The following is a 19,913-nucleotide window of genomic DNA, read 5'->3' on the forward strand; positions in this document are numbered from 1 at the left end:
TCATCTCATAAGCCCTTTTGCCGGAAGGTCTGTAAATAAAATTGTCTGCAGATCACGGTCATCTGCTGCCAATAAATAATGACCTCCATACTTTTTGCATAAAGATTCTAATTCTTTATTATGTTGACGAATTCTAGTCTTGTATTCTGTTAAAATGGCAGAATTCATACTCACATTTACAACCGTGCCGTTTTCAGCATCCAAAAGCTTTAAATCGCCTGAATAGTCCGGAAACAATTCTTCTGAGCTTAATACTTGAATCAGCCAGAACTCTTGCTTAAGTGCCGCAAGCTGTTGAAAGACCTCTTCCATCACAGACAGAGGTTCGAGACCATCTGAGATCAGAACGGAAAGCTGCTCTTTCTTGCTGATCACCTTTGGCAAGGCTGTCCAAAATGCTCCAGATACTCCTTGGGCCTGCAGATGCAGAATGTCTAAAAATACTTTTCTGCTGTATATGGCTCCTCTTTTTTTCACAGGCTGAATATATTCACCAGATATTGCTGCAAAATAAAGCCGATCATCACTTGATAGAACCGTATATGACAATGCAGCAGCCAGTTCGCGGGCCATTTCCCATTTCTTCTCTGCCTTTTGCATTGAAGCAGTACCGTCTAAATAGATGCTGATTGATAATTCCTGTTCATCCAGAAACCGTTTTATATAATGCTTTTGAGTTCTCCCATACACATTCCAATCAATTTGCCTGACATCATCACCAAGCTGATAGGCTCTAAAATCTGAAAACTCAAGAGAAGAACCAAAGCGTGCTGATTGCCTTGAGCCTGCATGCAATCCTCTTTTCTTCGTCTTAACAAGCAGCTTCTTTTTTTGAAGCTTCCCCAGATAGCTGTATGTTTTACTCATTACTGAATCTCTCCAGCTGCCGCCAGGATTTCTTCAATGATCTCATCAGGAGCCACTCCGTTTGCTTCTCCTTCAAAATTAAGAATCAGGCGATGACGCAAAACCGGGAAGGCAACTTGTTTCAAATCGCCAATGGACACATGATAGCGACCAAGACACATTGCCCGAGCTTTTGCCATTGATATTAAGCTTTGTACACCACGCGGCCCGCTTCCATATTGCACATATTTGCGAACACTTTCACTGGCATCCTCTGTATTAGGATGGGAAGCTGAAATGATTTTGACAGCATATTCAATGATCTCATCTGAAACAAGTATTTCTTTAGCAAGCTGCTGCAGCTTGATCACTTCTTCTTTTTTCGCTACAACTTGCAGCTTTTTCGTTACTGGTCCAGTCGTTCTTTTCACAATTTCTAGCAATTCCTGCTTCGTTGGGTACGAAACATTTACCTTACACATAAATCTGTCCGTTTGTGCTTCAGGAAGCGGATAAGTTCCTTCCATATCAATTGGATTTTGTGTTGCCAAAACAAAAAATGGCTTTTCCATTTGCTTCGTTTCGCCCATAATTGTAACCGTTTTTTCCCCCATCGCTTCAAGCAGTGCACTTTGCGTCTTTGGTGTCGCCCGGTTAATTTCATCTGCTAATACAATATTGGCAAAAAGCGGCCCCTCATGAAATGAAAACTGCTGCTTTCCATCTACATCTGGCTGCAGGAGCATCGTGCCTGTAATATCTGAAGGCATAATGTCCGGTGTAAATTGGATACGAGAGAAAGATAGGTCCAGACATTCTGATATCGTTTTGATCAGCATCGTCTTTCCTAAACCAGGCAATCCCTCCAACAGGACATGCCCGCCTCCAAAAATACTCCAAATCACATGATCAATGACTTCATCCTGTCCAACGATAAAAGATTGAATTTCTTCTTTTACCTTCAGATACATTTCACTTGCTTGCGCGAAGGTTTGTGCTTTTTCTTCAATTGCTGACATATTACCACTCCTAGCTCGGATCAATATTTGTAAAATAATTTTTAACAATATCCTCTAAATCTGCCGGCAGCTTATATCGATCCGCACTTTCCCGATATGCCCGTTCATATTCCCCATATACTTCACTATAAGGGCGGATATTCCCCTTTAATACAGGACCATCTGCTTCAAACTGCTGCGATGGTGTCCCCTGGCCAAGCTTTCCGTTATCGGTTTCTCTATTAACCTTTCCATCAAGAGATTGTGGTACGGTAAGCAGTTCACGTGATCCCTGTCCAAGGCCCGCACCGCTGCCTGTTCCGGAGCCCGAACCAGAGCCGGAGCCTGAACCAGAGCCTGAACCAGAACCTGAGCCTGAACCTGAGCCTGAACCGGAACCAGAACCAGAACCTGAGCCGGAACCAGAACCAGAACCTGAGCCGGAACCTGTTCCTTCCCCATCACCTTCACTATCTCCTTCACCATCCCCTTCACCATTTGCCCCTTCTCCATCTTGAGAATTAGGAGCTGTTCCTTCTCCAGTGCTGGCATTTGATGATAAAGCAAGCTGAGATGCAGAAAGACCGCTGGCTGCCAGCTGTTTCTGAAGGGCAGTGCCAGTATTTAATAATGAGTTTTGGGCGGCAGCAAGCTGATCTAAAAACTCCTCAGATTGAAGCAGCTGTTCCAGCTGTTCTGCTGCTTTAGCAAGTTCCTCTTCTGAAAGCTGTTCATTCTTGTCAGTAATACTTTCTAATGCCTGCTTTTGTTGCTCAGATAGCTTGTCATAATTATCATTTAAGCTTTTCAACTCTTTTTTGATCTCTTCTATATTCTTCTGATCCAGCTTTTCACCAAGACTGGCTAAATCATTCTTTTTTGCATCTTTTTGAAAGTTTTGCAGTGCAGTTTGTTTCTCCTTTGCCTTCAACGCTTGTAATTCCATATTTTTCAACTGTTTTTGCATTTCCTCCATTGCTTTTTCGGCTGATTTTGTTTCAGCGAGTTTTTCTTTTACTTTTTCCAGTGATTTCTTAACCTCTTTATTTTTTTCTGCATCTATCTTTTTCTCTAGTTCCTTGTTCATTTCGGATGCCAGTTTGATCTCTTTTTCCCGTTCTCCGGCAGCATCCATTTTGTCATTAGGGAACATGTATAACAGTGCTGCACATAGGAACATAAGAGCAGCTGCCGCCAGCCACTTTGGATAAAAAAACTTTTTCTTCCTTTTTAAAACGGAAGATTCCGCATGCTTCATTTTTTCCACTGTATCAGCAAGCTGGAGCTGAGCCAGCTCCCCGGATTCATTTTGGAAGGAATAGGCCGAAATTACCCGGTCATCCGGAACATAATGATTAAAAACGAGCGCAGCCTGCTTATCATCCGGACTTTTTAAAATGACTCGAACGAAAAGGGCAAGAATAAAAAGAAAAGCAAGACTATAAATGTAGTACCGTAAAAAAGGAAGTGTAATAAAACGTGCAGCTATGAACAGCACCAGACTCCCGCCTGCAGCAAATATCGATAGCCATTGCAGTTCTTTTAGCGTAAGCAATAAGAATAGCTGGTTTTTTACAGGCTTCAGCAGTTTAGCAAATTGCTGGCGATCTTCCATCGCAATCAGTCCTTTTCATTTCATTTCCATTAACCTTTTTTCATATTTGGACGAAGCTTCTTAATACTAAAGAAAATTGCTCCTGCTGTTATAACTGTGTACGAAATCAAATAGGCTGCCCATAAAGGAAATTCAATGCCCGTCACATTTGTGATTTCGTCAATGATTTCTGGCTCAAACGTACCAAACAGAGCAATTGCCGGATTTAGCATCGCAGCAAAATAAGCAAAAGGCACATGCTGTACATTGGAAGGATTGCCGCTATAATTATAGCCAAGCTGCATAAGCAGCAAAGTCAGAAAAGCGGTACCGCCTGCCAAAAACATCGTTAACCCATATGCGGTAACCATCGAGACAATCGTTTTGCGAATGAGAGTAGAAAATAGCACACCAAGACTGCCAAATGCGATAATGGTAAAAACATAGAATGCAATGGTTGTCAGCATTTGAGCTGGTGAAATGCCTCCATACAAAAAGACGAAGCTGTATAATGGCAGGCTTGCCACAATCAGCAAGAGTAAATAGGAAATAGCGGAAACAAGCTTGCTTAAAATGATGCTTGTTGAGCTTTGTGTAGTGGTCAGCATCATATTTAATGTTTGCCGTTCACGTTCACTGCTGATCACTCCTGCAGTCAAACCGGGAGTAATAAATAAAATCAAAGCAAGCTGCAGCATACTTAACAGCATAAACATCATTTTGCTTTCTTCCGGTTTAAACAACCCAAAGCTATTGGAAAGCGATTGAATAAAAACGAACCCAATAATAATAATTCCAAGCGCCAATAAATAAAATAATATCCCCAGGTAGCTTTTAAATGAACGGAAGCGCAGCTTGAACTCTTTATTTAAGACAGGATTTATGACGAAATTTTTCACGACATTTCAACCCCCTTTGTAATTTCCATAAAGATATCTTCCAGGTCAGCCTCTTCTTCAGCAAAGCTGGTAATCGGCAATCCTTTCACCATCGCATTTTTTAGTAATGCCGTCTGCTCTTCAGCGCTGCCTTTATAAATAAAGCGGATTGTATGATCATCGTCCATTAACTGTACATTTGAGATAAACGGATCATCCTCGAAAAAGGACACCGTTTCGCGCAGGCTTGATTGTACTTTGACAAAAATGATTTTTTCTCCTCTTAACTTATCTTGAATATCAGCGACCGATCCTTCAGCTACTAGCTTTCCTTGATCAATTACACCGATTTGGTCACACATTTCGGCAAGCTCAGGCAAAATATGTGAGGATATAAGAATCGTTTTGCCCATTGTTTTTAACTCTTTTAAAATCTCCCTCATTTCGATGCGGGCACGGGGATCTAATCCGGAGGCTGGTTCATCTAAGATCAGCACTTCTGGATCATGAATGAGACAGCGCGCGAGGCAAAGCCGCTGCTTCATCCCTCTTGAAAGCAAGTCAACATATGAATCTCTTTTATGCGATAAATTAACAAGTTCGAGCAGCTGCGGAATCAATTTTTCTCTTTCCTGATATGGAATTCCATAGCTCGCTCCGTAAAAATGCAAATATTCATCTGCCTTTAATTGGTCATAAACACCAAAGAAGTCAGGCATATAACCAATTTGCTTCCTTACCTCCCGAGGTTCCTTTTGCACATTATAGCCATTTACATAGGCAGTTCCAGAAGAGGGAGCTAATAGTGTTGCAAGTATAGAAAAAGTGGTAGACTTTCCTGCTCCGTTTTGACCGACAAATCCAAAAACCGTCCCTTTTTCAATTTTTAAATTCAATGAATCCAGCGCTTTAAAGCTCCCGTATTCCTTTGTTAAGTTCATAATTTCGATCATGGGGCTACTTCTCCTTTAATACTGATATTCGGCATTTGTACATAAGGATCTCCACCCGTGTTTTTCGTTAATTTCAAGACGATCACTCCTTCTGGAGATACAAATTCATTCACACTGTCACTTTCCTTTAACGTGGCTGTTTTATCTGATTCCAGCGGCAGCCATTCGTCTGAAGCAGCGTTTAAAAGCGAATATTCAATTGTTGGATTTCGGAAAGCAAGCTTTAGCTCAGTCAGTGTCACATCTTTTCCTTTAAGCTGTTCGGGCAATTCGATCTTATACTCATATTCTCCATTATCAAGATTAACCTCATAATCTGTTCCATACATCATTTCTTCATAAATATGTCCTGAGATTGCCTGAAGGTCCGTCTTTAAGGTCTCTTGCTTTAAAGTGAAGGCACCAGTTATGTTTTGCTGCACATCTGCTGAAGAGAGGATCATGTTGATATTATTTTGCTTTTCATCCTTATCAGCTACCGTTACATCAATGACAGACTGTGAAGTGATTCCGGCAATCACCGGCTTTGCTGCTTCCATATGCTCATTTAAAACATAGTTGACGGCTGAATATTCAAGCTGCTCGCGCTTTACCTTATCAATATCTGATTGATTATAGTTGATTCCGCCGTATCCATTTGATGTTGGTTTCGTTAAAATGGATTGATTAATTTGTTTATTAACCTCCAAGGTTTCTCCTTTTTTCAAGGCACCAAGCTTAATTTTCTGTGAACCCGACCAAATAAAAACCTCTGAAAAATCATAATCATAATGATTAGTGATTGTCCCTGTTAATATTTTGTCTGATAATGTTAATTCAGAAGCAAATCCGCCTTCAGCAGCTTGATTTGCTTTGCCATAAATGGTTTGTGTGGACCAATAATCCATCTTTGGAAAAATGACAGAACTGGTTTTTACTTGCTCAGCGAAGATTGCACCTCTCATTGGATCATAAAGGGAATTGCCCCCACCGCCGCCGCTGACAGGACGGAATGCTCCGCTAGGATATTCAATGGCATATTCACCGCCTGTATTTGATAGCAATGTAGCCGCCTGCAAACCGGATAACTGATTGTTTTCCTCGTAGTAAACGCCCATTTGGTTTAACTGTGCCTGAGAGATCCGATCCTTTGCCCCGATTGTAAAAATGACTGCTGCCATTAGGATTGAAAGGGCAGGAATAACCCACCAGGAATGCTCTCGTTTATCCATTTTACGCAGGACAAAATACAAGATAGGTACAACTATAATGATATAGACTGCCAGTAACCCAATAAGCTGTTCAATTGAAACAGTTGATGCAGGGAAATATTCATTCGCTTCTGCAAACTCCCAATATAGCGAATCATAAAAGCCTCCATGCATGTTTGCATTCGATATTTGACCGGCATCACTAAACTTTAATAAGTTTACAAACCATGTATCATAGTCCTTCCAGGCAGAGAGAGGTTCATCCCCGAGTGAAAAGCTGCTTTGCAGGATCATACCGCTGCCGTATAATGATCTTACAACAGCAGGCAGCTCCCCATTTTTGATTAATACTTCGGCACCTTCTGCCACTTCGCCTGTAAAAAATGGAATTTCATTAAAAGGCAATTCTTCAATAGAAGATCCGAGTTTTAAAAACTCCGCGGAAGCGTCTGACTCCTTATCAGGTTTCATTGGCAATAGTTCAAATAATTCACCGTATGTGGCTTGTGCATCCGGTGCAGCTCCCGCAATGAGCGTGCCGCCCACTTTGATCCATTCTTTTAAAGCGGTTTGCTGAGCGTCACTGAGCTGTGATAATGAAAATTCATCAACAATCATGACATCAATAGATTCTAATCCCATTGCTTGTGCTGGCAATATGTCTGGGTTTAATTCTGCCATTGTCGCAGATGATGTAGTCCTCAGCTCCTTAAGCCGGTCGTAGTTTTCGCTTAATACACCAATAAATGTAGTGGCATCATCAATAAACTTCGGCTTAACGGCTTTATCGCCTTTATATGTAAGCTGTTTCCCATCCTTCCAGTCTCCTTCAAAAACATGAATGGACGGTTCATTTTGATAATAGGATTGATGATCTTCTGTCATGCCAGGAAGTGATAGTTGAAATGTTCTAGTTTCTCCCGCAGGCACTTCAATTTTTACAGGAATAGAACCTCCCGAGTTGTAGGAAGGATAAAAGCTAACTAGCACACTTCCGCTAAAATCTTCTCCTGAATTTTCGACAGTTAGAACAACTGGAAAGCCTTCTCCCCGTTTCACTTTCCCATCAAAACCTTCGTCAACCGTAATGGTTAAGCCGGATTTTTCTGCAGCAGAAACCTGCTGCGGGAAAAGATAAGAAAAAAAGAATAACGAACATAATAGCAAAATCAATATCTTTGTTTTTTTCATCTGCATACCCCTCCATAGCTATCTTCAATAATATAGACGTTATAAATTGCAATTAGTGTTCATGTTTTTACAATTTTTTCATCTACATAATAGACGAAAGGAAAAGGATATACCCCTTCACTTGCTGGGAAGTTTTTTTATTTGTACTGTTTATAAAAATTTTCATTACAGCCAGGCTCTCAAAATTTGCGACCTATAAACACAAAAAAACCCGAACTATTTTACAGATCATTAAAAAAATCTGTTAATAGTTCGGGTCAGCATTTTTGAATAAAATGATATTTGAAAGTGTTTATTCTTCTGCTTTTTCAACGTTGTCGGCAAATAGGCCATAGACGTATTGCTCGGCGTTAAATTCCTGAAGGTCATCCATTTTTTCACCTAGTCCGACGAATTTAACCGGAATGTCGAGTTCGTTTCGGATGGCAATGACAATTCCGCCTTTTGCCGTTCCATCCAGCTTTGTTAGCACAATACCTGTAACATTTGTTGCTTCCTTAAAGGTTTTGGCTTGAAGCATTGCATTTTGGCCTGTAGTGGCATCAAGGGCAAGTAAAACTTCATGAGGAGCACCTGGAATTTCACGTTCTATGACTCTTTTGACTTTTTCCAGCTCTTTCATCAGATTGACTTTGTTTTGCAGACGTCCAGCTGTATCACAAATAAGGATATCAGCCTGGCGTGACTTCGCCGCCTGCACAGCATCGTACATTACCGCAGCAGGATCAGAACCTGCGCCTTGCTTAATGACCTCAACGCCGACACGCTCACCCCACACTTCAAGCTGTTCAATGGCCCCTGCACGGAACGTATCTCCCGCAGCTAATACCACTTTTTTGCCTTCGTTTTTGAATTTATGAGCAAGTTTACCGATGGTTGTAGTTTTCCCAACACCGTTTACACCAACAAAAAGGATAACCGTTAATTCGCCTTCTTGAATATTTAAAGCAGAAGATGAGTTGCCTCCCTGTTCATAAATCTCAACCAGCTTTTCAGAAATAACATCTTGTACTTCTGCAGGATCCTGAATGTTTTTCCGCTTCACTTCGAGTTTTAGCTCATCGACAAGCTTCATAACAGTATCAAAACCGACATCCGCTTGTATTAATATCTCTTCAAGCTCTTCAAAGAAGTCTTCATCTACTTTTCGGTAACGAGCAACAAGATCATTCACCTTGCCTGAAAAATTATCACGTGTTTTCGTTAAGCCTTCTTTAAATTTCTCTGTTACACTGTCTGTTTGTTTCGTAATCTTCTCTTTTAATTTTTTGAAAAAACTCATTTGGTCACATCCTTTATTGGCTTTATATATGTATGCCGGGGAATTTCCCCGGCTGAACCTTAGAGCGGAACCATTTCCCGTGATTCATCAAGTCTTACAGAAACAAGCTTAGAAACGCCAGACTCCTGCATGGTAATGCCATACAGTACATCTGCAAGCTCCATTGTCCCTTTGCGGTGTGTTATGACGATAAACTGTGTTTCACCGCTATATCGTTTTAAATATTGTGCATACCGATGGACATTGGCTTCATCAAGGGCAGCTTCTACTTCATCGAGAATACAAAATGGAACAGGTCTTACTTTTAAAATTGAAAATAATAATCCAATGGCTGTCAGAGCCCGTTCACCACCTGATAATAAACCAAGATTCTGCAGCTTTTTCCCTGGCGGCTGTGCAACAATTTCAACACCTGTATTCAAAAGGTCTTCAGGATCGGTTAAGCGCAAATCGGCTCGGCCGCCGCCAAACAGTGACTGAAACACAGATTCAAAGTGAAAACGGATGCCGTTAAATGTTTGCTCAAACCTTCTTTTCATTTCAATGTCCATTTCATCAATAACCTGGTATAACGTATCTTTTGCTTCCTGCAGGTCGTTTTTTTGCTCTAGCAGGAATTCATAACGTTCAGACACACGCTCATATTCCTCAATTGCACCAAGATTAACGGTGCCGAGCTCATCGATTGACATTCTAATGAGGCGAACCTTTTTACGAGCCTCTTCAGCATCAATCGTTAGCGGGTAAGCTTCTTTCGCAGCATCAAACGATAATAAATATTCTTCCCGCAGATGAGCAAGGCGTGTTTCAAGCTCAACATCAATTCGATTGAGCTTCACCTCATCATCTTTCAGAGCAATACTTAAGCCTTTATGCGTGCGTTTCAATTCTTTCGCTTCAAGCTCTAAATCCTCAAGCTCTGTCTGCAGCTTTAATCGTTCAGCTCTTCTGCTTGCAATCAGACTGACCGTTTCATTTTTATCCTGCAGCTTTCGGTTAGCTGCCTCTTCAAGCTGAATTTCTCCTGAAGAGCTGTTCGTCATTTCTGACGATAAAAGCTTTAAATCATCCTGAATTAAGTTTAGCTTATCTGAGGACGAGGTCCATTCGTTTACAGTGTGATTCAGCCTTTCAGCTGCACTATTTAGCTGTTCACTTTTCGCTGCAAAAGTAATCTTTAAGTCACTAATTTCAGCGAGCAGCGCTTCTTTAGACGTTTGATCTGTAAATTTCCGTTCTGTTAAAAGACGAATCTGTTCATCAAGCTCTGCTGTTTGAACTTCGAATTGCTGCAGCTCCTGCTGCAGGATTTTCTGCCTTGACACAAGATTGTCTTTATCCTCACTATACTGTGCCTTATCGAGATCATAGATGGATAAACGTTCATTTATCCTTTTTTCCTCATATTCAATCTCACGGAGATCCTCTTTCATTCTTTGTTCTTGTAAACGCAGATGCTCTCCCTTTTCTTTCAGAATCTCCAATTGGTCTGCCTGCTGCTGTACATCCTGCTTTAGCTTTTTGACCAGATCTTCCAGCGAAGCAGTTTTTCCTTCCATATCAGTGATCCTTGCTTTTAGTTCCTCTAATTCGCTTTTTCTGCTTAAAATCGAAGAATTCTTTTGCTTAATAGCCCCGCCCGTCATAGATCCGCCTGGATTTACGACATCTCCATCAAGTGTCACAATCCGAACCCGATAAGATAGCAGTTTAGCCAGTTCATTGGCACCTTTTAAATCTGTGGCAATGACTACATTTCCAAGCAAGCTTTCAATTGCTGCAGCATATTTGCTGTTATATTCAATCAGAGATGATGCTTGTCCAACAAACGCATCATGACCAGACACAGCCTGCTGCTGATTAGCCTGCAGGAACTTCGCCTTCATGACATTCAAAGGCAAAAATGTCGCACGTCCATATCCATTGCCTTTTAAGTATTGTATCGCACTGCGGCCATCCTGCTCGGTTTGAACAATAACATGCTGCATCGCTCCGCCTAATGCAATTTCAATGGCGGTTTCGTACTGTTTTGGAACGGAAATCAATTCAGCAACAGCACCTTCAATGCCATTTAGTTTGTTTCCTCTTGCTTTTAAAACTTCCTTTACCCCTTGGAAGAAACCGGAATAATCATCCTCGAGCTCTTCAAGCATCTCTTGTCTTGATTTGCCCTGCTGTAAATATTGATACGCCTGATAAAGGGTCTTCTCTTGCTTTTCATAATTGTTTTTTACTGCTTCAGCCTTTTTCTGTGCTTCGCGGAACAGGTGAATTTGTTCTTCCAAGGCAGCGTGCACTTCACTTAGTCCGTTTTCTGCCTGCAGTTTACGTTCGGAAATCAGTGAGCGTTCTTCAATGAACTTTTCATTATCAAGTTCGAGTTTTTCATTTCTTGCATCCTGCTGGCTTAATTGACGAGAAATCATTTGCATTTCATTTTTGGACGCAGCTTGTTTATTTAAAATCTCAATATATTCACTTTTTAATGATTCAATAACCTGTTCGTTATCTTCTGCAAAAAGCTTTAGCTGCTCCTGTTTCTCAGTCAATTGTTTCTTAAGGAGATTTGCTTCAGATTGCAATTGATCCTTAGCTGCCTGCAGTTCATCTTTTTGAACTTGTAGCTGAGCAATTCTTTCTGTTAGTTCTTCAATGGATTTTGCCAGCTGTTCTTTATTTTGTGAGGCATTTTTTTTCCGTTCCTTTAATACTTCTTTTCGGCCTTCAAGCTTTTCCAGTTCCTCACTGGCATGAAGGAGAATATTTTGCAGATCATTGACAGACTCATCCAGAGCTCCTGCATGATCACGCATCTGCTCAATTTTAGCTTCTTTTGCTTGAATGGCACTTGTCAGCTGCAGTTCATCCTGCTGCTGTTTTTCAAGCTGAACGGATAATCTCTGCCATTTTTCATATAATTCCTCGATTTCATAAACTGTCAGAGCCACTTCAATCTGTTCAAGCTCTTCCTTTTGCTGCAAGTAATCTTTCGCAATAGAGGCTTGAATTTTCAGCGGTTCAACCTGTCCTTCCAGTTCATGCAAAATATCGTTAACCCTGTTTAAATTTTCCTGAGATTCGAAAAGTTTGCCTTCTGCTTTTTTCTTTCTCGTTTTATATTTTAAAACGCCGGCAGCTTCTTCAAAAATCGTTCTCCGCTCTTCAGGTTTGCTGTTTAAAATTTCTTCAACACGCCCTTGGCTAATAATCGAAAACGCTTCTTTTCCTAACCCGGAATCCATAAACAGATCAACGATGTCTTTTAAACGGCATGGCTGTTTGTTGATAAAAAACTCACTGTCGCCAGAACGGTAAACACGGCGTGTAACACTGACTTCATTGTATTCGATTGGCAGAAAATGATCCTCATTTTCTAATGTTAAGCTAACCTCGGCGAAATTGAGCGGTCTTCTTGAATCACTGCCAGAAAAGATAATATCCTCCATCTTAGCCCCGCGCAGTGACTTGGCCGACTGTTCTCCTAAAACCCAGCGAATAGCATCGGTTACGTTGCTTTTTCCGCTTCCGTTTGGGCCGACGACTGCTGTTACTCCAGGGACAAAATCAACCGCAATCCGCTCGGCAAATGATTTAAACCCTACTATATCTAGCCGTTTTAATAACAAGTTTGCTCCCCCTAGCCTCTCCATCTTTCATGCTGAAAAAATCTGTTTAGTTGATATGGTTTTTTAAAACCTGCAGAGCCATTTGGGCAGCATGCTGTTCTGCTTCTTTTTTTGATCGTCCTGTACCTGTGCCAAGCTCTGCTCCATTTAAAGAAACGGTTGAAACAAATTCCCGGTTATGAGCAGGACCTTTTTCCATTAATATCTTATACTCTATTGCTCCTGAACCATCACGCTGAATCAGCTCCTGAAGCTGACTTTTGAAATCCATCACATGTGAAAAAGCTCCAGCATCAATTTTCGGGAATACCGCCTTTTCAAGAAAATCGACAACCGTATCAATTCCCTGATCTAAATATAAAGCCCCAATGAACGCTTCAAAAACATCCGCCAGCAGTGCAGGTCTCGATCTGCCTCCAGTCATTTCCTCTCCTTTTCCGAGAAGAATAAGCTCTCCAAATGAAAGTTCATTTGCAAAAGCAACTAATGAAGGCTCACAGACAACAGCAGCTCTCAGCTTCGTCAGTTCTCCTTCGCTCATCATTGGATATTTAATATAGAGGAATTTCGAAACAGTCAGCTCCAAAACAGCATCTCCCAAAAATTCAAGCCGTTCATTATCTTCATAAGGCTTTCTGCGATGCTCATTCACATATGAAGAATGTGTAAATGCCTGTTTTAACAATTTTTCATTGCGAAAAATAATTCCTTTATTTTCTTGAAATTCTTTGAACCTTTTATCATTTGCGCGTGATGTTCTTTTATCTTTCTCTTTATTGTAATAGCGCATTTTTGCATCCACCTTGTTCCATAATTTAAATTTTCCAGGAAACAGCCTGTCAGTGATAGTTTGATTTTAAGCGAAAATGAAAAAAAACACAAAGAAACTTGGAAAGCTTATCAGCTCCCAAGTTATGGTAATATCACTGCAGAAACGTATTTACTGTCCGATATTACCTGTTAACCGCTACCGTAAACACTTGCCGATCGTCAAGCCTGCAAGGCAAACGACTATGGCGTTGCTGCACTTAACTTTCTGAAAGTACAAGTAATAGCGGACAATAAACACAATTGTAATGGATGAGGGAGATGCTCTCCCTCATGCCATTTCAAGAAAGACGATTACTGCTGTGCTTGTATGTAGTTAACAGCGTCACCCACTGTAGCAATCTTTTCAGCGTCGTCATCAGAGATCTCCATATCGAACTCATCTTCCAATTCCATTACTAGTTCAACTACGTCAAGGGAATCAGCGCCAAGATCATCCTTGAAAGAAGCTTCCAATTTCACTTCGGATTCTTCTACACCAAGACGGTCAACGATAATCTTTGTTACACGTTCTAATACTTCTGCCATGCTTGTTCACCTCCCCTCAAGACATTATAGAGTATTTTAATCAATTAATAAACGTCTATCTTTATTTTTTCAGTGCTATTATTGCAAACTTTGTTGTGATCGCTTAAATGTACAAAGATTCGTTCAGAATACTCACTTTCCTGCTGGCAGGTGCTGAGCATGATGTTCGTACCTTTTTTCAATCAGCCAGGCATGTCTTTATGTCTGTTCCTAAAGCACCTAAAGAGGTACAAATCTCAAAATTAGGCGGAGAAATTCCGCTTAAATCGTAAAATCACTTAAAATGAGCTTAAATAGACGGAGGAATTCCGTCTAACTAGGCGAAAAACGTGTAAATGGACGATTTTTATCACCATAACCGGAAAATCTCCGCTTATTTCACTCGAAAATAGCTCATTTCTTGAAATAGGGGAAAAATCTCCTCTTATTTTTCGCTAGTTCAACATAAAAATAGTTCCTTCTTATGAAGGTCATGAAGAAGGACTCTTAATAGTGATTTTCTAAGAACAGCATCGCACCATAATAGTTACATAACCATTCCGCCGTCAATATGAAGGGTTTGACCTGTCATATAGCGGCTGTCTTCTGATGCTAGGAATGTAACAACATTCGCAATATCAGACGGCTCACCAAAACGTGCAAGAGGGATCTGCTTCAGCATCATCTCTTTAACATCTTCAGCAAGCTGATCGGTCATATCTGTTGTAATAAAACCAGGAGCAACAGCGTTAACAGTAATTCCTCTAGTCGCAAGCTCCTTGGCAGCAGTTTTAGTTAAACCAATTACGCCAGCTTTAGCAGCCACATAGTTCGCTTGTCCGGGATTTCCGCTCACTCCTACAATCGAAGAGATATTAATAATTCTTCCGCTGCGCTGTTTCATCATTTGTCTTGTTACAGCTTTCGTGCATAAGAAGACACCCTTTAGATTCGTATTGATGACATCATCCCATTCATCTTCCTTCATTCGCATCAATAAGTTGTCTCTTGTAATCCCAGCATTGTTAACCAGAATGTCAATGGTGCCAAATTTTTCGATCGCCGCTTTTACCATATCTGTTACTGACTCACTGCTTGCTACATCACAATGGATTGCGAAGGCTTCAGTGCCCAATGCTTTAATCTCATCAACTACTTCATTGGCACGCTGTTCACTTCCAGCATAGTTAACAACTACATTGGCACCCTGACGTGCTAATTCCAATGCAATCTCTTTCCCAATGCCGCGAGATGCTCCTGTTACGATTGCCGCTTTTCCCTTCAATTTCATTGTGCTTCCTCCTTTAATGCTTCCAATGCTGCCAAACATGATTCTTCATCAGATACAGCATAGGTTTTAACTGATCGATCAATTTTTTTCACTAAGCCGGAAAGAACTTTTCCAGGACCAATTTCAATAAAAGTATCAACACCTAATGCAATCATCTCCCGAACTGAATCTTCCCAAAGAACAGGAGAATAAAGCTGCTCCACTAAATTAATTTTAATATCTTCAGGTGAAGTCATTGCTTTTGCATTTACATTAGCAAGTACCGGAATCAATGCCTCTTTTACAGCAATTCCATCAATGACAGATTTAAATTTCTCTGCTGCTGGCTTCATTAATGATGAATGAAACGGCCCGCTTACTTCAAGTGGCAATACACGCTTTGCGCCAGCTTCTTTTGCTTTTACAGTGGCCAATTCTATTCCTTTTTTTGAGCCGGAAATAACAATTTGACCAGGACAATTTAAGTTTGCCAGCTGAACAGCGTTGCCCATAACTGAAATTTCAGCCGTTACTTCAGCAAGCTTTTCACGATCAAGCCCTAAGACAGCTGCCATGGCACCTTCGCCATTTGGCACAGCTTCTTCCATCAGTTCACCGCGTTTTCGAACCGCAGCCACTGCATCTTCAAAAGAGATCGCTCCTGCTGCAACTAAAGCTGAATACTCTCCCAAACTATGACCCGCAACATAGTCTGCTGTGATGCCTTGTTTCTGAAAATGATGCAGGATTGCCATGCTAGTTGTTAATAAAGCCGGCTGTGTATTTGCTGTTTGTGTCAGTGTTTCCTTTGGACCTTCAAAAATAATAGATGAAAGTGAGAAATTCAATGCAGTATCAGCAGCATCAAAAATAGCTTTCACTCCTTCATCTGTTTGGGCTAAAGCTTGTCCCATTCCAACTGTCTGGGACCCTTGTCCTGGAAATACAAAGGCGATTTTTCCCATAGTAAACCTCCTAAATCATCAATCGATCATGATTGATTCTGTTCTAATACATCTTTAATTGTAGCAGCCACATTGTTCTGCACCATATCTCTTGTTTGTCTGACTGCGCTAAACAGAGCGTCTGCATTTGATGAACCGTGCGCCTTAATTACAGGGGCTTTTAGACCAAACAATGCCGCGCCGCCATATTCTGCATAGTCCATCTTAGATTTTAATTCACGCAAATCAGGCATGATTAGAGCTGCAGCCATTTTACTCTTGAAGCTGCTCGTTAAAGTGGTTTTTAACATTTTAAAGACCGACAGCGCAGTACCCTCAATTGTTTTTAAGACCATATTGCCGGTAAATCCATCAGTTACTACTACGTCTGCAGCGCCATCAAGCAAGTCACGCGCTTCAACATTTCCGATAAAATGGATTTCGCTTTGCTGTTGTAAAAGGTCGAAAGCTGCTTTGGCCAGTTCATTTCCCTTTTTTTCTTCTGTGCCAATGTTTAAGAGTCCTACTCTCGGTTTATGTACTCCCCGCACTTTTTCTGCGTATATCGACCCCATTACCGCATATTGCACTAAGTGCTCAGGTTTTGCATCTACATTCGCACCAACATCAAGAAGAACAAATCCTTCTCCGCCAATTGTCGGCAGTGTTGGTGATAAAGCAGGCCGTTCAATCCCTTCAATTCTTCCTACGATGAACAATCCTGCTGCCATTAAGGCACCGGTGTTACCTGCTGAAATACAAGCATCTGCAGCGCCATCTGCAACCTGCTGTGCGGCAACTACCATTGAGGCTGTTTTCTTTCGTCTCACTGCTCGAACTGGCTCATCTGTAGCTAATATAACATCATCTGTATGTATAATTGAGATTCGTTCATTTGAGGATAATAATGGTTTGATCCGCTCTTCATCCCCAACAAGGACGATCTCGATATCATTATAGGTTTCAACAGCTTTCAATGCACCAAGGACGATTTCCTTAGGCGCATGATCGCCTCCCATTGCATCAATAGCTATTTTCATGCTCATTCATCCTTTTGCATTATTTTTTGATCTGAACATATCAAATTCACCTTTAAATACGTGTTCAGTATTCACATAGCAGTTTACTTCAACTGCTGTACGTCCTGTATCATGGTCTATGTGAACAACCTTTGCTTTCGCAACAACCCGCTCGCCTTCTTTAACGGCTCTGGTAAATTGAATGTTTGCTTTAGCAGTTAAGGCAAGTTCGTCATCAATTACAGCAACTGCAAGGGAATTGGCTTGAGCAAACAGATGGTGGCCCCGCGCTATGTTATTCCTTTGAAAAACATGCTCCCGTTTTACATCAAATAAAGAAATAGCTGTATTATCCAATTCGATATCGATAATCTCACCAATCACTTCTTCGATTGGCAAAGAGCGGACTTCGTCATCAAAACGATTTTCTGCCACATTCTTAATTCGCTCCCTTAATTCAGGGATCGACAATTCAAGCCTGTCCAAGCGGATGGTCTGGACACTAACCGAAAATTTCTCTGCCAGCTCCTCATCCGTGATAAAGGGATTTTCTTTTATTGTATCAGCCAATAATAGCTGTCTTTCTTTTTTATTTCTCCTCATATCATCACACCGTTCGAGATATTAAGACTAGGTACTAATAGTAGTATATAATTGATCGCTGCTTATTGCAAGAAAAAATAAGCTTTTTACCCTTTTTGCTCGTGAGGTCAGTCTAATTTTTCGCCTTCCAGTACACCGCTATTTTTCAGATACTGTCTAAGGTCTGCATATTCACCATCCTGCCAGAAAAACTCTGACTGAATCAATTCTGCAGCATCATTTCTGGCTGTCTCCAGCGCGCGATAATCATGAACCATGTCAGCAACCTTGAACTCGGGCAAGCCGCTTTGTTTTCTCCCAAAGAAGTCACCAGGTCCGCGCAGTTCCAAATCTTTTTCGCTTAGAACAAAGCCATCGTTCGTTTCGGTCATAATTTTCATCCGCTCTTTGCCAACCTCAGATTTAGGATCGGCAAGTAAAATACAATAAGATTGCTGGTCCCCCCTTCCAACTCGTCCGCGGAGCTGATGGAGCTGCGAGAGGCCAAATCTTTCGGCATCATAAATCACCATCATGGTCGCATTGGGAACATTAACACCAACCTCTACAACGGTGGTAGAAACTAGGATTTGCACTTCATTCCGGCTAAACGCCTGCATTACGGCATCCTTCTCATCAGAGTGAAGCCTGCCGTGCATTAAACCTGTATGGTATCTGCCTTGAAAATACTGCATCATTGTTGCATGCACATCGATGGCATTTTGAACATCAAGCTTATCTGATTCTTCTATGAGCGGGCAGATTACATAGACCTGCCTATTCTTTGACAGCTCTTTCTCCATAAAACGCAGGACACGATCAAGCATGTCTGGTTTAGCCCAGTAGGTTTCAATTGCCTTTCTTCCAGCAGGCATTTCATCAATAATCGAGACATCCATTTCGCCAAAAGCAGTAATGGCAAGTGTACGCGGAATCGGGGTTGCTGTCATAAATAGGACATCAGGGCTTTCCCCTTTTTCTCTTAGCACTCGGCGCTGATTCACTCCAAAGCGGTGCTGTTCATCGGTAATAACAAGTCCAAGGTTCTTAAACACCACTTCCTCTTGGATGAGGGCGTGAGTGCCAATTAAAATATCAATTTCGCCATTTTTTAACTCTTCAAGGATTTCTCTCCGCCTTTTTCCTTTAATTGAGCTTGTAAGCAATTCACATTTTACACCTAATGGCGCTAGCATTTCTTTTAATGATGACGCATGCTGATCGGCAAGTATCTCAGTTGGAACCATTAGCGCTCCCTGAAAACCAGCTGTTTTACTTGCAAACAATGCAATCGAAGCCACAGCTGTTTTACCTGAACCAACATCACCCTGCAGGAGACGATTCATCCGGAATGGTGACTTCATATCTGTTAATATTTCATTCACTACCCTTTTCTGGGCATTTGTCAGTGAAAAAGGCATGGAATCTATATAATGATTGAGCTGGTCTAAATCATATGATTGAGCAACACCGTTTGAATTCTCTCTCTCCATTTTTCGCAACGCCTGCATTTTTAACTGAAAATAGAAAAACTCCTCATAGACAAAGCGTCTGCGCGCTTGTTTTAAGTCGTTTCCTCCAGAAGGAAAATGCATGATCTGCATGGCTGTTTTACGATCCAGAAGCTTATAAGAAAATAAATAACGCTCTGGCAGCAGCTCAGATATATATTCACCGTATTGGGAGAATGCAAGGTTTATAAATCTCCTCAGCCCTTTAACAGTAACCTTCCCTTTTACACCATACACAGGTTCAAATTCTTTTTCACTCGCATATGGACCTGCATGCAGTTCATTAACCGTAATCATTTGGCGATGCTGATCCCATTTTCCAGTCAGTGTAACAGTGCTGTTTAAAGTAATTTTATTTTTTAAATATGGCTGGTTAAAGATGACGGCCTGAACAAGTACTCTGCCAATGAGCACTCTAAGCGTCAATCTTGAACGTTTTTTGCCATAGTACATTAAACTCGGTTCACTGTGAACAATTCCTTCAACAGTGATTCGCTCTTCATGCTTTATGCTCTCTAAATCTTTCAACCTGTAGTCTTCATACCTGTATGGAAAATATTCCAGCAAATCAGATACAGTCTGAATGTTCATGTCAGCGAGTGCTTCTGCAGTCTCACCGCCAATCCCTTTAACGACTGTTACTGGCTGTTTTAAAATGTCATTTACCATTTCGCAAGCGGGCACTTTTATGCAG

Annotated in this window: 16 protein-coding genes; 1 reads left to right on the forward strand and 15 read right to left on the reverse strand. The window is 41.1% G+C overall.

Annotated features, from left to right (window positions below; all coding sequences use genetic code 11):
- The 10 genes from A6754_RS13765 to A6754_RS13810 form a co-directional block, all read right to left on the reverse strand.
- Positions 1 to 867 carry a DUF58 domain-containing protein gene (locus A6754_RS13765; RefSeq protein ID WP_066446674.1) on the reverse strand — a complete coding sequence of 289 codons (867 nt, stop codon included), beginning with the start codon at positions 865 to 867 and terminating at the stop codon, positions 1 to 3.
- On the reverse strand, positions 867 to 1,865 hold the full coding sequence (locus A6754_RS13770; protein ID WP_066446676.1) for an AAA family ATPase: 999 nt from the start codon (positions 1,863 to 1,865) through the stop codon (positions 867 to 869). The genes A6754_RS13765 and A6754_RS13770 overlap by 1 nt, the downstream gene beginning before the upstream one ends.
- Positions 1,866 to 1,875: 10 nt before the next feature.
- Positions 1,876 to 3,459, reverse strand: coding sequence for a DUF8809 domain-containing protein (locus tag A6754_RS22810; RefSeq protein WP_156495798.1), 1,584 nt, complete (start codon positions 3,457 to 3,459; stop codon positions 1,876 to 1,878).
- Between the two features lie 29 nt (positions 3,460 to 3,488).
- Positions 3,489 to 4,337 carry an ABC transporter permease gene (locus tag A6754_RS13780; protein WP_066446679.1) on the reverse strand — a complete coding sequence of 283 codons (849 nt, stop codon included), beginning with the start codon at positions 4,335 to 4,337 and terminating at the stop codon, positions 3,489 to 3,491.
- Entirely contained in the window at positions 4,334 to 5,269 is a 936-nt protein-coding gene (locus A6754_RS13785; protein WP_066446682.1) for an ABC transporter ATP-binding protein, read from the reverse strand. Before A6754_RS13785 ends, A6754_RS13780 begins: the two co-directional genes overlap by 4 nt.
- On the reverse strand, positions 5,266 to 7,650 hold the full coding sequence (locus A6754_RS13790) for a DUF8725 domain-containing protein (RefSeq protein ID WP_156495799.1): 2,385 nt from the start codon (positions 7,648 to 7,650) through the stop codon (positions 5,266 to 5,268). Before A6754_RS13790 ends, A6754_RS13785 begins: the two co-directional genes overlap by 4 nt.
- 292 nt (positions 7,651 to 7,942) lie before the next feature.
- Positions 7,943 to 8,932, reverse strand: a complete 990-nt coding sequence (ftsY, locus tag A6754_RS13795) for a signal recognition particle-docking protein FtsY (RefSeq protein ID WP_066446694.1) — start codon at positions 8,930 to 8,932, stop codon at positions 7,943 to 7,945.
- 59 nt (positions 8,933 to 8,991) lie between these two features.
- Positions 8,992 to 12,558: a chromosome segregation protein SMC gene (gene smc / locus A6754_RS13800; RefSeq protein ID WP_066446697.1), complete on the reverse strand. Its 3,567-nt coding sequence runs from the start codon at positions 12,556 to 12,558 to the stop codon at positions 8,992 to 8,994.
- 46 nt (positions 12,559 to 12,604) lie between these two features.
- Positions 12,605 to 13,348, reverse strand: a complete 744-nt coding sequence (gene rnc / locus A6754_RS13805) for a ribonuclease III (protein WP_066446701.1) — start codon at positions 13,346 to 13,348, stop codon at positions 12,605 to 12,607.
- A gap of 332 nt (positions 13,349 to 13,680) precedes the next feature.
- On the reverse strand, positions 13,681 to 13,914 hold the full coding sequence (locus A6754_RS13810) for an acyl carrier protein (RefSeq protein WP_066446707.1): 234 nt from the start codon (positions 13,912 to 13,914) through the stop codon (positions 13,681 to 13,683).
- 107 nt (positions 13,915 to 14,021) lie between these two features.
- Here A6754_RS13810 and A6754_RS22815 point away from each other — a divergent pair, with 107 nt between their 5' ends.
- Positions 14,022 to 14,186 (forward strand): hypothetical protein, encoded by a 165-nt coding sequence (locus A6754_RS22815; protein WP_156495800.1) that lies wholly within the window; start codon positions 14,022 to 14,024, stop codon positions 14,184 to 14,186.
- Positions 14,187 to 14,440: 254 nt separating this feature from the next.
- On the opposite strand, the gene fabG is transcribed toward A6754_RS22815, so the two are convergent.
- From fabG to recG, 5 genes are all read right to left on the reverse strand, one after another.
- Complete coding sequence (gene fabG, locus A6754_RS13815) at positions 14,441 to 15,184, reverse strand: 3-oxoacyl-[acyl-carrier-protein] reductase (RefSeq protein ID WP_066446710.1); 744 nt, start codon at positions 15,182 to 15,184, stop codon at positions 14,441 to 14,443.
- Positions 15,181 to 16,128: an ACP S-malonyltransferase gene (gene fabD / locus A6754_RS13820; protein WP_066446714.1), complete on the reverse strand. Its 948-nt coding sequence runs from the start codon at positions 16,126 to 16,128 to the stop codon at positions 15,181 to 15,183. The genes fabG and fabD overlap by 4 nt, the downstream gene beginning before the upstream one ends.
- Positions 16,129 to 16,154: 26 nt before the next feature.
- Positions 16,155 to 17,147: a phosphate acyltransferase PlsX gene (gene plsX, locus A6754_RS13825; protein ID WP_066446720.1), complete on the reverse strand. Its 993-nt coding sequence runs from the start codon at positions 17,145 to 17,147 to the stop codon at positions 16,155 to 16,157.
- Between the two features lie 6 nt (positions 17,148 to 17,153).
- On the reverse strand, positions 17,154 to 17,729 hold the full coding sequence (gene fapR, locus A6754_RS13830; protein WP_066446722.1) for a transcription factor FapR: 576 nt from the start codon (positions 17,727 to 17,729) through the stop codon (positions 17,154 to 17,156).
- Between the two features lie 107 nt (positions 17,730 to 17,836).
- Complete coding sequence (recG, locus tag A6754_RS13835) at positions 17,837 to 19,888, reverse strand: ATP-dependent DNA helicase RecG (RefSeq protein WP_066446724.1); 2,052 nt, start codon at positions 19,886 to 19,888, stop codon at positions 17,837 to 17,839.
- Positions 19,889 to 19,913 lie beyond the last annotated feature (25 nt).

Source organism: Cytobacillus gottheilii, assembly GCF_001636345.1.
In the GTDB taxonomy this organism is placed as follows: domain Bacteria; phylum Bacillota; class Bacilli; order Bacillales; family Cytobacillaceae; genus Cytobacillus; species Cytobacillus gottheilii.